The following is a 13,242-nucleotide window of genomic DNA, read 5'->3' as shown; positions in this document are numbered from 1 at the left end:
GCTCTGCCCGGCTGCGCGTTGCCGACATTGCGATGGCCTGACGCAAGCCGGGCAGAGCCCGGCTCTACGGCCCAACGCACCGCCACCGTCACGTAGAGCCGGGCGCTGCCCGGCTGCGCGGTCTCACACGCCGGCGGCGCGCTTCCAGAACATCGACACCAGCGGCGGCAGTTTGCCGGCGCAGCCCAGTACGCGGCCGCGGGCCAGGGTGAGGTGCAGCTCGTCGTTGGAAAACACGGTGTTGATCGCATCGAAACTGTAGGCGGCCACGGTGTTCTCGCTGCGCCGTTCACGCGCCCAACGCTGCAGCCGGTGCGGTGACATCCAGTCCTGGCGGCGCTGCTGCGCCTGCAGGACCAGCGTGCGCAGCGCGGCCACGTCGCGCAGGCCCAGGTTGACCCCCTGCCCCGCGAGCGGGTGCACCACGTGCGCCGCATCGCCCAACGCCAGTACGCGCCCGGCCACGTAGCCGGTGGCCAGCTGGCGACGCAAGGGGAAGGCCGCCCGCCGCGATGCCAGCGTCATTGCCCCCAGCCGCCCGGCGAAGGCCTGGGTGAGCTCACGCCCGAAGGCGGCCTCGTCCAGCGCAAGCACCCGCTCGGCCTCGGCATCGGGCAGGGTCCAGACAATCGAGCTGCGCTTCCCGGCAATGGGCAGCACCGCGAGCGGCCCGGTCACCAGGAAGCGCTGCCATGCGGTGGCTTCGTTGTCGTTTTCGCTGTCCACGTAGGCGACCACGCCGCGCTGGCCATAGTCCTGGCGGCTGACCTCCAGCCCGGCCAGACGACGCAGGGTGGATTCGGCACCGTCGGCAGCAATGGCCAGCGATGCTTCCAGCCGGCGGCCATCCTCCAACCGCAGGCGCACGCCGTCGGCCTCCTGTTCCAGCGCTTCCACGCGCGCCGGGCAGCACACCTGCACGCCGGCCGCCGGCAGCGCCGCCCACAGGCGGTCCACCAGCAGGTCGTTCTCCACGATCCAGCCCAATTGCTCGCGGCCAAGGTGGTCGGCATCGAAGCGCAGTTCATCGCCGCCACCGGCGTCCCACACGCGCATGCGCCGGTAGGCACAGGCACGCGCCGCGGTGACAGCCGGCCATACCCCGAGCGCGGCCAGCAGGGCCGCGTTGTCCGGCGCAAACGCATAGACGCGCAGGTCCGGCTGCTGCGGCTGCCACGGCGCCGGCTCGCGGCCTTCCACCAGGGTGACCTGCAGCCCCGTGTCGGCCAGCGCCAGCGCACAGGCCGCGCCCACCACGCCGCCGCCCACCACGATCACATCGCGCGCGCGCCGGCTCATACGCCCGCTCCACGGCACAATGCCGGCACTTCGCCACGGAAGCCCATCGCCCCGCCGACCAGCATCGACTGCATCGGGGTGGCCTGCGCGGCCAGCAGCCCCAGGCTGCGCAGCGGCCGCATCAACGGCGCCGGATTGCTGGTCAGGCGGGCCAGCCCGCCGGAGAAGGCGATGGTCTGCGCGCGGTCTTCGGCGCGGCGCGCCACGTGCGCCTGCAGCAATGCGTCGCTGCCGGGGTCCTGCGCATCGGCCACCAGCTCGGCGAGAGTGAGCGCGTCACGCAGGCCCAGGTTGAAGCCCTGCGCGCCCAACGGATGAATCGTCTGCGCGGCATTGCCCAGCAGCACCGCGCGCTCGCCCACCAACGCCTGGGCCAGTACCTGGATCAGCGGGTAGGCGCTGCGCGGGCCGCTTTCCAGCAACCGCCCGGCACGCCAGCCGATCGCGTCCTGCAGCCGCTGCAGCCACGCCGCATCGTCCAGCGCGTGGACCGCCTCGGCCTGGTCGCGGGCCACCCCGTGCACGGCGCCAAAGTGGCGATCGCCACGCGGCAACAGCGCGGTGGGGCCGGTGTCGGTGAACCGCTCATAGGCCGTTCCATCGGGCGCACGCGCGCCACGCACCCGCGACACGAACAGGGTCTGCTCGAAATCGTGTTCGTCCACGCCGATGCCCAGCCCCTCGCGCACGCCACTGCGGGTGCCGTCGGCGCCGACCACCAGCCGCGCCAGCAGGCAGCGCTCGCCGCTGTCGTCGGCGATGAATACCTGGCGGTAGCCGTCGACCGTGGCGCCCAGCCGCACGAAGCGCGCCGGGCGGTAGCGGGTAAGGTGCGACAGCGCCTGCAGGCAGGTTTCCAGCGCGGTGCCGAAATCACGCGCCACCACCACCTGGCCGAACCACGGGCGCTGGTACTGCGCGGCGTCCATCTGCACCCGGCCGAAATCGCCGGCGCGGCTGACATGGATGCGGGTGATCGCACCGGGCGCGGTGCCCAGCCGCTGCATCACGCCCAACGCGGTGAGCGCGTTGACCGTGGCGGCGGCGAAGCTGAGGTTGCGCTGGTCGAACACCGTCGGCAGGGTGCCAGCCGGGGTGGCTTCCACCAGCCCGACGTCACGCCCGGCGCGGTCCAGCGCAATGGCCAGGCTGGCACCGACCAGCCCGCCGCCCACGATCACTACGTCATGTCGTTCACTCATGCCGCCATGATAAGCGCTGGGCCGTTCCCGGCGCGTGCGGCGGCCTGCCGCAGCAGGCGCTAGAATGAATGCCTGACCCTTTCCCGTGGCTGCCATGTCCACCACCGCCCAACGCGCCTTCGTCCTGTCCGTGCTCGTACTGCTGATGGCCGCCACCCGGGTCAATCACTTCATGGCGATCCCGGATGCCTCCTGGGCCGTGTTCTTCATCGGCGGGTTCTACCTGCGCAGCTGGACCCGCTGGGCGTTCCCGCTGCTGATGGCGCTGGCCATCGTGATCGACATCCTGGTGATCCGCAGCAGCGGCCAGCAGTACCTGCAGCATTACTGCGTCTCGCCTGGCACCTGGATGCTGCTGCCGGCGTACTTCTCGATGTGGGCCGGCGGCATGCTGCTGCGCCAGGGGTACCACGGCGCGCAGTGGCTCACGCTGGGCAAGGCGGCCCTGCTGCTGGTGGGCGCGGTAGCGGTCTGCCACCTGTTCGCGCAGGGCGGGTTCTACTGGAGCAGCGACATGGTGGCCGAACCGACCGCCGCCGGTTGGCTGAAGAACTACGCCGACTGGTTCGTGCCCTACCTGCGCACTGCCGCGATCTATGTCGGCCTGGCCGCCGCGCTGCAGCTGACCACCGAACAGGTCGGCAAGCTGCTGCAGGCGCGCCACGACGTCCTGCGCTGAGCGGTCGGCACGCATGGGCAACCGGCTTTCACGCATCTATACCCGCACTGGCGATGACGGCAGCACCGGGCTCGGCGACGGCAGCCGGGTGCCCAAGGATGCCCAGCGGGTCAACGCCTACGGCACCGTCGACGAGGCCAACTCGGCGCTGGGCGTGCTGCTGGCGGTCGCCCTGCCCGACGACATCCGGGCGCTGCTGACCACCGTGCAGCACCAGCTGTTCGACCTGGGCGGGGAGCTCTGCATTCCCGGCCACGCGGCCATCCAGGCGGCCGACATCGACGCCCTGGAGCAGCAGCTCGACCATTACAACGCCGATCTGCCCGCCCTGAAGGACTTCATCCTGCCGGCCGGCGGCGAGGCGGCCGCACGCTGCCACCTGGCCCGCACCATCGTGCGCCGGGCCGAGCGCGAAACGGTGACCCTGGCGCGGCTGGAGCCGGTGCGCGCCGAAGCCATCGGCTACCTCAACCGCCTGTCCGACCTGCTGTTCGTGCTGGCCCGGGTGCTGGCCCGCGCCGACGGGCACGGTGAGGTGGTCTGGCGCCACGAACGCCGCCACGCCTGAGCCCTCCTTCCGCCCCACCGGAACCCCTGCCCGCATGCTGGTCTTTACCCACCCTGCCTGTCTGCAACACGATCCCGGCCGCGGCCACCCCGAATCCCCGCAGCGCCTGCAGGTGGTGCTCGATGCCCTGCTCGCCGCCTTCCCCGACCAGCTGGACTGGCGCCAGGCGCCGCCGGCCAAGCTGGGCGAGCTGGCCCGCGTGCACGACAGCGAGCTGATCGACCTGGTGCTCAAGGCGCAGACCGAGCCGCTGCGCCAGATCGACATGGACACCCTGACCTCGCCCGGCTCGGCCAGCGCGGCCCTGCATGCCGCCGGCGCCGGCGTGGCCGCCGTGGACGCGGTGATGCTGGGCGATGACCCGGTCGCGTTCTGCGCAGTGCGCCCGCCCGGCCACCACGCCACGGCCAGCACCGCGATGGGGTTCTGCCTGCTCAACAACATCGCCGTGGCCGCCGCCTATGCGCGCGACCGCTACGGCCTGGAACGCATCGCCATCGTCGATTTCGACGTGCACCACGGCAACGGCACCCAGGACATCTTCATCGCCGACCCCGGCGTGGCCTACTACAGCACCCACCAGGCCGGGCTGTTTCCCAACTCCGGGCTGCGCCGCGACCGCGGTGCCGGCAACCTGATGAACATCCTGCTGCCGCCGGGCAGCGGCGGGTTCCGCTTCCGCAACACCTGGGCCGATGAAATGCTGCCGGCCATCGACGATTTCCGCCCGCAGCTGCTGCTGATCTCGGCCGGTTTCGATGCGCATCTGCGCGATCCGCAGGCCGACCTGATGCTGGAGACCGACGATTTCGCCTGGATCACCGCCGAGCTGCGCGGGCTGGCCCGGCGTCATGGCGGTGGCCGGGTGGTGTCCATGCTGGAGGGCGGATACGACCTGCAGGCCTTGGCCGAATGCAGCGTGGCCCACGTCGGCCAGCTGCGCTGAGCAGCTGCGCGGGTCGAGCCCGCGCATGAACCTGAACCCTTGGCCGGGCAAGGCCTTCATTGCCCCTATGCAAGGGATGGGGCAAGCTACGATCCGTTTTCCCCCGAATCCGACTCCCGCGTGCGCCGAGCCCTCCGCCTGCTGCCTCTCCCCCTGAGCATCGCCATCTGCCTGCCGGCCATGGCCGACGACAAACCGGTGAACTGGGGCCTGTGCCCGGCCACTGACGTGCTGCCCGTGTTCGACGATGCGCCCAAAGCCGACAAGGCCGCGGCCGCCACGCGCGACCAGCAGGACACCGACATCGAGGGCGACCAGCTGTTTGGCACGTCCACGGTGCCGCAGTACCAGGGCAACGTCGCGCTCAAGCGCGGCGACCAGTTCCTGGGTACCGACCACCTGAGCTTCGACACCGAAAGCGGCAACTACATCGCCGAGGGCAACGTCCGCTACCAGGACTCCTCGATCCGGATGGTGGCCAAGCGCGCCGAAGGCAACCAGGAAGCGGACACCCACAAGATCAGCGACATCCAGTACCAGCTGGTGGATCGCCGTGGCAACGGTGGCGCCGAATCGGTGGACCTGCAGGGTGCGGTCGGGCAGATGCACCGCTCCACCTACACCACCTGCGACCCGTCCCAGCCGGTCTGGAAGCTGTCGGCACCGCAGATCGAAGTGGACAACGACGAAGGCTTCGGCACCGCGCGCAACGCCGTGCTGCGGATCGGCAAGGTCCCGGTGCTGTGGGCCCCGTACTTCAAGTTCCCGATCGACGACCGTCGCCAGACCGGCCTGCTGTACCCGCAGCTGGGCCTGTCCGGGCGCAACGGCTTCGATTACGCCCAGCCGATCTACTTCAATCTGGCGCCGAACTACGACGACACCCTGACCCCGCGCTACATGAGCAAGCGCGGCCTGATGCTGGACAACGAGTTCCGCTATCTCTACGACGGGGGCCGCGGCACCCTGCTGACCGCTTACCTGCCCAACGACAAGCTGCGTGACAAGGATCGCGGTCGGGTCGAGTTCGAGGGTTACCACAACCTCAACGCCAACTGGCAGGCGCGCGCCAATATCGCCTGGGTCAGCGACGAGCGGTATACCGAAGACTTCTCCAGCAAGCTGCTGGGTGTGACCGCGTCCAACCTGCAGAGCCAGGTGGGCATCTACGGCACCGGTGAGAACTGGACCGGCGGCCTGATGGCCGATTACTGGCAGCTCACCGACTACACCCTGACCGAAAGCTCGCTGCCGTATGCGCGCCAGCCGCGCGCGTTCTTCAACTGGGACAAGCCGCTGTTGCCGTGGCTGGAAACCGGCGTATACGCGGAAGCGGTGCACTTCACCCACGACGACATCAACGTCAAGTTCGGCCCGGAGCAGGAATACGAGCGTACCGGCCAGGTGGTGCAGCAGTTCAACGGCTCGCGCCTGGACGTGAAGCCTTACGTCTCCCTGCCCTTCAGTGGTCCGTCCTGGTACGTGACGCCGACCATGGCCTGGCGTTACACCGCCTATGACCTGGACCAGGGGCTGGCCAACGATGTGCGCCGCCAGGCGCTGATCGACGCCGGCGTCGATCCGGCCACCGCCACCCCGGACCAGCTGCGTGGCAATACCTCGCCCAGCCGCAGCATGCCGGTGGCCAGCCTGGATGCGGGCATGTTCTTCGACCGCGAGACCACCATCGGCGGCAAGTCGTTCCTGCACACCCTGGAGCCGCGCCTGTTCTACCTGCGCACGCCGTACCGCGACCAGAGCGAGCTGCCGGTCTTCGACACCCGCGACTTCACCTTCAGCTGGGGCCAGCTGTTCCGCGACTCGCGCTATACCGGCGCCGACCGCCAGAACGATGCCAACCAGCTGACCATGGCGCTGAGCACCCGCTTCATCGACCAGACCACCGGGCGCGAGCGCTTCTCCGGCAGCATCGGCCAGATCCTGTACTTCGATGACTCGCGGGTCACCCTGCCGGGCCAGCAGGCCCAGGTCGAGCAGGGCAAGTCGGCGTGGATCGCCGATGCCAATTACGCCGTCAACGACCGCTGGACGCTCGGGGCCACCTACCAGTGGGATCCCAAGTACAAGCGGGAGGACCTGGCCAGCCTGCGGGCGCGGTATCTGATGTCCAACGACGGCGTCGTCAACCTGACCTACCGCTACCGCATCAACGCGGCAGCGCCGATCACCGCGACCAAGGAAGAACGCACGCTGCTTGAACAGGTCGACCTGTCGTTCCTGTACCCGATCAGCCCGCGCTGGAGCCTGGTGGGGCGCTACTACTACTCCCTCGAAGACAAGAAGCCGCTGGAAATCATCGGTGGCGTGCAGTGGGACAGCTGCTGCCTGGCGGTTCGCGCCATCGCCCGCCGCTACGTGCGCAACCGCGAGGGCGAGCTGAACAATTCCTTCCAGATCGAGTTCGTGCTCAAGGGCTTGAGCTCCATCGGCCAGAACACGGACCGCACCTTGCGCCGTGCTATTCTCGGGTACTACCGAGACGACCTCTATCTCGTGCCGCCCAGCAACACCGGGGCCGACCGCGACGACTACGATCCGAATCAGATCCCATGACCAAGACCCTTCCCGTTCTACTCGCTTCCCTGCTGGCGGTATCCACCGTCTCAGCACCGCTGCAGGTGCTGGCCCAGCAGAGCCAGCCGCTGGACCGCATTGCCGCCATCGTCGATGAAGACGTGGTGCTGCAGAGCGAACTGGACCGTGCGATCCAGAACATCAAGGCGCAGTACGCCGGTCGTGAGAACCAGCTGCCGCCGGAAGACGTGCTGAGCCGCCAGGTGCTTGAACGCCTGGTGCTGGTCAAGCTGCAGGTGGCGCGCGCCCAGAGCAGCGGGATCAAGATCGGCGACCAGGAGCTCAACCAGGCCCTGAACGCGATCGCCCAGCAGAACGGTTCCAACCTGGACGCCCTGCGCCAGCGCCTGGCCCATGACGGCATCGATTTCAACGATTTCCGCAACTCGGTCCGCGATGAAATCACCGTGCAGCGCCTGCGCCAGAGCTTCGCGCAGAGCCGCATCAGTGTCAGCGAGGGCGAAGTGGATGCCGCGCTGAAGCAGCAGGCCTCGGTGGGCACCCAGTACCATCTGGCCCACATCCTGATCGGCCTGCCGGAAGGCGCCACCGCGGATCAGATCAGCACCGGCCAGAAGAAGGCCGATGGCGTCAAGGCGCTGCTGGACAAGGGCGAACTGGACTTCAACGCGGCCGCCGTCCGCTTTTCGGACAGCCCCAACGCGCTGGAAGGCGGCGACCTGGGCTGGCGTTCGCTGGATGAAATTCCCAACGCATTCGCGCAGATGATGGCGCAGATGAAGGCGGGCGACGTGGTCGGCCCGATCCGCGGCCCGAGCGGCTTCCAGCTGCTCAAGCTGGTGGAAGTGCGCGATGCCAGCGCCGCCGCCAGCGGCCAGACCATCACCGAGTACCATGCCCGCCATATCCTGGTGCGCATCACCGACCAGCAGGACAATGCCGCGGCCAAGGCCAAGATCGAAACGCTGCGTGCACGCATCGCCGGCGGCGCCGATTTCCAGGCGGTGGCCAAGGAAGCGTCGGAGGACAACAACAGCAAGGGCCAGGGCGGCGATCTGGGCTGGTTCCCGGCCGATGCCTTCGGCCCGGACTTCGGCAAGCAGGTGGCGGGCGTGGAAGACGGCGGCGTGAGCCCGGCCTTCCGCACCGATGCCGGCTGGCACATCGTGCAGCGCGTTGCCACGCGCCAGACCGATGCAACCACCGACAACCAGCGTGCCCAGATCCGCGAGACCATCGGTCGCCGCAAGCTGGAAGAAGAGTACAACCGCTACTTGCAGGAACTGCGTGGCGAAGCCTACGTCAACCTGCGTACGGGCGCGGACGCCACCGGCACCGGCACCGGCACCACCACGCCGCCGCAGTCCTGAGGTTGCCCCGATGATCCCGCAGCTCGCTCTGGTACCGGGCGAGCCCGCCGGGATCGGTCCGGAACTCTGCATCCGCCTTGCCCAGCAGCCGCGCACCGAGTGCCGGCTGCTGGCCTTCGCCGACCCGGACACCCTGCACGCCGCCGCCGCGGCGCTGTCGCTGCCCCTGCAGCTCCTGCCTGAAGATGCCATCGCCCGCCAGCCGGGCGATCTGCGTGTGCGCGCAGTGCGCAATGCCGTCCCCTCGCGCTTCGGCCACGCCGACCCGGCCAATGCCGGCGCGGTGATCGGCGCGCTGCTGCAGGCCGGCCAGGCCTGCCTGTCCGGTGAACTGGAGGGCGTGGTAACCGGCCCGGTGCACAAGGCGGTGATCAACCAGGGCGGCATTGCCTACAGCGGCACCACCGAACTGCTGGCCGACCAGGCCGGCGTGGAAGTGGTGATGATGCTGGCCAACAACATCGTGCGCGTGGCCCTGGCCACCACCCACCTGCCGCTGCGCGCGGTGGCCGATGCCATCACCGCCGATGGCCTGGCGCGCACCCTGCACACCGTGCATGCCGCCCTGCAGCGCGACTTCGGCATCGCCGCGCCGCGCATCGCGGTGCTTGGCCTGAACCCGCATGCGGGGGAAGACGGCCACCTGGGGCGTGAAGAGCTGGACCTGATCATCCCCCTGCTGCAGCGCCTGCGCGACCAGGGCATGGACCTGATCGGACCGCTGCCCGCCGACACCGCGTTCCTGCCGGCCAAGCTGGCCGGGTTCGATGCGGTGCTGGCGATGTACCACGACCAGGGCCTGCCGGTGCTCAAGTACAGCGGCTTTGAACAGGCCGTCAACATCACCCTGGGCCTGCCCTATCCGCGGGTGGCCGTTGACCACGGCACCGCGCTGGACATGGCCGGCCGGGGCATCGCCGACCCTTCCAGCCTCCTCGCTGCCACCGCGCTGTGTGCCCGGCTGGCGCGGCAACGTAAGATGGTGCCATGACTTCCTCGTATTCCTCCTCGGCCGGCGGGTTCACCGCGCCGCCCAAAAAGCAGCTTGGCCAGCACTTCCTGGCCGATCGCAGCTACATCGACAAGATCGTGCTGGCGGTCAACCCGAAGGACGACGACCGCCTGGTCGAGATCGGCCCGGGCCAGGGTGCCATCACCCTGCCGCTGCTGCGCCGCCATCCGCGCCTGACCGTGATCGAGTTCGATCGCGACCTGATCGCGCCACTGACCGCCGCCGCTGAACCGCTGGGCGAGCTGACCATCGTGCACCGCGACGTGCTGCAGGTGAACTTCACCGAGCTCGCCGGCGACGGCCAGATCCGGCTGGTGGGCAACCTGCCCTACAACATCTCCTCGCCGATCCTGTTCCACGCCATGGAGCATGCGGCGGTGATCCGCGACATGCACTTCATGCTGCAGAAGGAAGTGGTGGACCGCATGGCTGCCGGCCCCGGCAGCAAGGTCTACGGCCGCCTGAGCGTGATGCTGCAGGCGTGGTGCAAGGTGACGGCGCTGTTCGTGGTGCCGCCCGGTGCCTTCCGGCCGCCGCCGAAGGTGGACTCGGCCGTGGTGCGGCTGGTGCCGCGTGATCCGGACACCGTCGGCATCATTGACCGCAAGCGCTTCGCCGATGTGGTCCGGGCCGCCTTCGGGCAGCGCCGCAAGACCCTGCGCAACGCCCTGAACGGGGTGGTCACGCCCGAGCAGTTCGAGGCTGCGGGCGTGCGCAGCGATGCCCGTGCCGAGCAGCTGGAAGTGGCGCAGTTCATCGCCTTGGCCAACGTTCCGCAGGTGGCGGCCGACGACGCGCCGCAGGGATGACCGCCCCGCCCTGCGCCGCTGACCGGGCGCAGGCACGTAAAACCGCTTGAATTCCCTGAAGGAGCGCGCCATCCCATGGCGCGCTCACCTCAAACTGCACGACATTCTCTAAACTGCCTGCATGAACGACGCTGCACACTATGCGATCTCGGTCGAGGTCGCTCCGCGCTTCCTCGACGACCAGTCCACGCCGGAGGACGGGCGCTACGCGTTCGCCTATACGATCCGCATCCACAACCACGGCCGCGTGGCCGCCCGTCTGGTGGCGCGCCACTGGCGCATCACCGATGCCAACGGCCGCATCGAACACGTGGATGGCGACGGGGTGATCGGCGAGCAGCCGCGGCTGCGCCCGGGTGAAGACTTCCGTTACACCTCCGGTGTCATGCTGGAAACGGAACACGGCACGATGCAGGGGCATTACGACATGGTGGCCGACGATGGCACCGAGTTCGCCGCCGCCATCGCGCCGTTCGTGTTGACCGTTCCGCGCACACTGCACTGATGGAGGCGCGCGCATGAGTGTATGGGCCATCGGCGACCTGCAGGGCTGCTACGACGTCACCCAACGGTTGCTGGAGAAGATCCGCTTCGACCCGGCGGTGGATACCCTGTGGTTCTGCGGCGACCTGGTCAACCGGGGTGGGCAGTCGCTGGAAACCCTGCGCCTGGTCCATTCGCTGCGCGACAGCAGCGTGGTGGTGCTGGGCAACCATGACCTGAGCCTGTTGGCCGTGGGTGCCCGCACCGAGGAAGAGCAGCGCAAGGTCAACCCGGACCTGCTGCGCATCGTGCAGGCCGACGACCGCGACGTGCTGCTGGACTGGCTGCGCCTGCAGAAGCTGGCGCACGTGGACCGCGAACTGGGCTGGATGATGATCCACGCCGGGCTGGCCCCGAAATGGACCACCCAGCTGGCCGAGAAGCATGCCCGCGAAGTGGAGGTGCAGCTGCACGGCAGCGGCTACCGCAAGCTGTTCCGCAACATGTATGGCGACAAGCCCAGCTGGTCGCCCGGCCTGGCCGGGTACGACCGCTCCCGCGCGATCATCAACCTGTTCACGCGCATGCGCTATTGCACGCCGCGTGGGCGCATCGGGATCGAGGACAAGGGCACCCCGGGCACGCAGGAACAGGGCCTGTACCCGTGGTTTGAAGTGCCCGGGCGCGCCGAGCGTGACCTGAAGATCGTGTGCGGGCACTGGTCGGCCCTGGGCCTGACCATCACCCAGGGCGTGCATGCCATCGATACCGGCGCGGTATGGGGCGGCAAGCTCACCGCGTTGCAGTTGGATACCGACGAACTGCGCGTGGTGCAGGTTCCGGGCCGCGATGTGCCCCGGCCGGTGTCGCCGCCGCGGCCGCCGGCACGGCGTCCGGCCGGCGATGGCGAGCCGCAGGGCAATGGCCGTCCACCGCGGCAGCCGCAGGGCCAGCGTCGCGAACGCGGCCCGCGCGGCCCTTCGTCGCCGCGCCGCAACCCCGAACCCGCCGGCGACACCGGCGGAAGCACCCCGACCCCGGCATGATCGGCACGGGGCGGCGGCTGCGGGTGGGTCTGGCAGCACTGCTGGCCCTGGCCGGTGTGGCCTGCCAGCGCAGTCCGACGCCGGCCGACGCTGACGCCGGCGCGCCGGTCGCCACGCCCGCCCCCGCCGCAAGGCCACCCTCGCTGCCCTCGCCGCCGCTGGTGGCCGCCGCCCGCCGCCAGATCGGGCAGACCGTGCGCTACGACCCCGCCTATGCCGTGCTGGGCTATCCCGGTGGCGACGTCCCCATCGACGGCGGCGTGTGCACCGATGTGATCGTGCGCGCCCTGCGCACCCAGGGCCTGGACCTGCAGCAACGTATCCACGAGGACATGCGCGGTGCGTTCCGTGCCTACCCGGCGCTGTGGGGGCTGTCGCGGCCGGACCGCAACATCGACCATCGCCGCGTACCGAACCTGATGCGCTGGTTCGAGCGGCAGGGCTGGCAGCAACCGGCCTCGCGCCAGGCGGCCGACTTTGCCGCCGGCGACATCGTGGCCTGGAAGCTCAACGGCAACGGGCTGCTGCACGTGGGCATCGTCTCCGACCGTCGGCGCAGCGACGGCACCCCGTTGATCCTGCACAACATCGCGCGCGGCACGCAGGAAGAAGACCTGCTGTTCGCCCACACCATCATTGGCCATTACCGGCCGCCCGCCTGAGCGCTGGCCACCGCAAGGACGCGCCCATGCCCGAACCGTCTCCCGCCACTCCCACGGCATCATTGGCAGGCATGCAGGCCGCGTTCGACGCGCTGCTGGCGCCCATCGGGTTCCAACGCACGCGCAAGATGCTGTGGGTGCAGCGCCATGCGCATACCGCCAGCTTCGTGTTCCTGCAGCGCGAAGGCGCCGGCCGGGCAAGCATCGACACCTCGCTTGCGCTACGTCTGCAGGCCGGCGTCCGCGTGCTCGACAGCGATTTTCCGGCGCTGGCCCTGAACGGGCCGGACAGCCAGGACGCGTTGCTGGCACTGCGTGAGTCGCGCTTCCACCTGCGCTTCAACCTGGCATCGGGGCATGGCCGTGAGCGCTGCCTGGCCGATCTTGAGCGCTACACCGCCGAGGTGCTGCAGCCATGGTTCGCGCGTTTCGCCGCACCGGAGGCATTGGTGGCGGCACCGTCGTTCGTACCGGCCGCCGGCCTGCAACGCGATGCCGCGTTGAATGACAACGACAAGGCCTGCCTGCAACATGCCCTGCAGCACAGCGCCGAGCCGGCGCGGCTGGCCGCATCCTTGAAGTTGCTGGGCATCAGAACGCGCGCATGACG

At 69.3% G+C, this 13,242-nt stretch carries 13 protein-coding genes; 11 read left to right on the top strand and 2 right to left on the bottom strand.

The features are described 5' to 3' along the window. Window positions 1-123: 123 nt before the first annotated feature. Both ACZ0AE_RS03495 and ubiH read right to left on the bottom strand, forming a co-directional pair. Window positions 124-1,299, bottom strand: a complete 1,176-nt coding sequence (locus ACZ0AE_RS03495; protein ID WP_038690407.1) for a UbiH/UbiF family hydroxylase — start codon at window positions 1,297-1,299, stop codon at window positions 124-126. Continuing rightward, window positions 1,296-2,501: a 2-octaprenyl-6-methoxyphenyl hydroxylase gene (ubiH, locus tag ACZ0AE_RS03490; RefSeq protein WP_038690409.1), complete on the bottom strand. Its 1,206-nt coding sequence runs from the start codon at window positions 2,499-2,501 to the stop codon at window positions 1,296-1,298. Before ubiH ends, ACZ0AE_RS03495 begins: the two co-directional genes overlap by 4 nt. 94 nt (window positions 2,502-2,595) lie before the next feature. On the opposite strand from ubiH, the gene ACZ0AE_RS03485 reads away from it, so the two are divergent. From ACZ0AE_RS03485 to ACZ0AE_RS03435, 11 genes are all read left to right on the top strand, one after another. Further along, window positions 2,596-3,180, top strand: a complete 585-nt coding sequence (locus tag ACZ0AE_RS03485) for a hypothetical protein (RefSeq protein ID WP_463600411.1) — start codon at window positions 2,596-2,598, stop codon at window positions 3,178-3,180. A gap of 13 nt (window positions 3,181-3,193) precedes the next feature. Next, window positions 3,194-3,748, top strand: a complete 555-nt coding sequence (locus ACZ0AE_RS03480) for a cob(I)yrinic acid a,c-diamide adenosyltransferase (protein WP_463600410.1) — start codon at window positions 3,194-3,196, stop codon at window positions 3,746-3,748. A 34-nt stretch (window positions 3,749-3,782) separates the two neighbouring features. Continuing rightward, window positions 3,783-4,694 (top strand): histone deacetylase family protein, encoded by a 912-nt coding sequence (locus ACZ0AE_RS03475; RefSeq protein ID WP_038690415.1) that lies wholly within the window; start codon window positions 3,783-3,785, stop codon window positions 4,692-4,694. A 120-nt stretch (window positions 4,695-4,814) separates the two neighbouring features. Next, a complete protein-coding gene (lptD, locus tag ACZ0AE_RS03470; RefSeq protein ID WP_448133057.1) occupies window positions 4,815-7,268 on the top strand; it encodes an LPS-assembly protein LptD in 2,454 nt (817 codons plus the stop codon). Next, window positions 7,265-8,620, top strand: a complete 1,356-nt coding sequence (locus tag ACZ0AE_RS03465) for a peptidylprolyl isomerase (protein ID WP_463600409.1) — start codon at window positions 7,265-7,267, stop codon at window positions 8,618-8,620. Before lptD ends, ACZ0AE_RS03465 begins: the two co-directional genes overlap by 4 nt. A gap of 10 nt (window positions 8,621-8,630) precedes the next feature. Then, window positions 8,631-9,611 (top strand): 4-hydroxythreonine-4-phosphate dehydrogenase PdxA, encoded by a 981-nt coding sequence (pdxA, locus tag ACZ0AE_RS03460; protein ID WP_463600408.1) that lies wholly within the window; start codon window positions 8,631-8,633, stop codon window positions 9,609-9,611. After that, on the top strand, window positions 9,608-10,441 hold the full coding sequence (rsmA, locus tag ACZ0AE_RS03455; RefSeq protein WP_038690423.1) for a 16S rRNA (adenine(1518)-N(6)/adenine(1519)-N(6))-dimethyltransferase RsmA: 834 nt from the start codon (window positions 9,608-9,610) through the stop codon (window positions 10,439-10,441). Before pdxA ends, rsmA begins: the two co-directional genes overlap by 4 nt. A gap of 121 nt (window positions 10,442-10,562) precedes the next feature. Then, window positions 10,563-10,946 carry a Co2+/Mg2+ efflux protein ApaG gene (gene apaG / locus ACZ0AE_RS03450; RefSeq protein WP_038690425.1) on the top strand — a complete coding sequence of 128 codons (384 nt, stop codon included), beginning with the start codon at window positions 10,563-10,565 and terminating at the stop codon, window positions 10,944-10,946. 13 nt (window positions 10,947-10,959) lie between these two features. Continuing rightward, complete coding sequence (locus tag ACZ0AE_RS03445) at window positions 10,960-11,970, top strand: symmetrical bis(5'-nucleosyl)-tetraphosphatase (protein ID WP_137191003.1); 1,011 nt, start codon at window positions 10,960-10,962, stop codon at window positions 11,968-11,970. Continuing rightward, window positions 11,967-12,632 carry a DUF1287 domain-containing protein gene (locus ACZ0AE_RS03440; RefSeq protein ID WP_463600407.1) on the top strand — a complete coding sequence of 222 codons (666 nt, stop codon included), beginning with the start codon at window positions 11,967-11,969 and terminating at the stop codon, window positions 12,630-12,632. Before ACZ0AE_RS03445 ends, ACZ0AE_RS03440 begins: the two co-directional genes overlap by 4 nt. A gap of 26 nt (window positions 12,633-12,658) precedes the next feature. Further along, complete coding sequence (locus ACZ0AE_RS03435) at window positions 12,659-13,240, top strand: hypothetical protein (protein WP_463600406.1); 582 nt, start codon at window positions 12,659-12,661, stop codon at window positions 13,238-13,240. Window positions 13,241-13,242: the final 2 nt, after the last annotated feature.

Source organism: Stenotrophomonas sp. AC248, from assembly GCF_979258185.1.
The sequence above is the reverse complement of the archived record's forward strand: the minus strand, read 5'-3'. Positions and strand labels throughout refer to the sequence as shown.

What these genes read in the sequence shown, in the direction of transcription:
- apaG (WP_038690425.1), top strand. Translation starts at nt 10,563, where the DNA reads ATGAACGACGCTGCACACTATGCGATCTCGGTCGAGGTCGCTCCGCGC.
- ACZ0AE_RS03495 (WP_038690407.1), bottom strand. Translation starts at nt 1,299, where the DNA reads ATGAGCCGGCGCGCGCGCGATGTGATCGTGGTGGGCGGCGGCGTGGTG.
- pdxA (WP_463600408.1), top strand. Translation starts at nt 8,631, where the DNA reads ATGATCCCGCAGCTCGCTCTGGTACCGGGCGAGCCCGCCGGGATCGGT.
- ACZ0AE_RS03435 (WP_463600406.1), top strand. Translation starts at nt 12,659, where the DNA reads ATGCCCGAACCGTCTCCCGCCACTCCCACGGCATCATTGGCAGGCATG.
- ACZ0AE_RS03465 (WP_463600409.1), top strand. Translation starts at nt 7,265, where the DNA reads ATGACCAAGACCCTTCCCGTTCTACTCGCTTCCCTGCTGGCGGTATCC.
- ACZ0AE_RS03440 (WP_463600407.1), top strand. Translation starts at nt 11,967, where the DNA reads ATGATCGGCACGGGGCGGCGGCTGCGGGTGGGTCTGGCAGCACTGCTG.
- ubiH (WP_038690409.1), bottom strand. Translation starts at nt 2,501, where the DNA reads ATGAGTGAACGACATGACGTAGTGATCGTGGGCGGCGGGCTGGTCGGT.
- rsmA (WP_038690423.1), top strand. Translation starts at nt 9,608, where the DNA reads ATGACTTCCTCGTATTCCTCCTCGGCCGGCGGGTTCACCGCGCCGCCC.
- ACZ0AE_RS03475 (WP_038690415.1), top strand. Translation starts at nt 3,783, where the DNA reads ATGCTGGTCTTTACCCACCCTGCCTGTCTGCAACACGATCCCGGCCGC.
- ACZ0AE_RS03480 (WP_463600410.1), top strand. Translation starts at nt 3,194, where the DNA reads ATGGGCAACCGGCTTTCACGCATCTATACCCGCACTGGCGATGACGGC.
- ACZ0AE_RS03445 (WP_137191003.1), top strand. Translation starts at nt 10,960, where the DNA reads ATGAGTGTATGGGCCATCGGCGACCTGCAGGGCTGCTACGACGTCACC.
- ACZ0AE_RS03485 (WP_463600411.1), top strand. Translation starts at nt 2,596, where the DNA reads ATGTCCACCACCGCCCAACGCGCCTTCGTCCTGTCCGTGCTCGTACTG.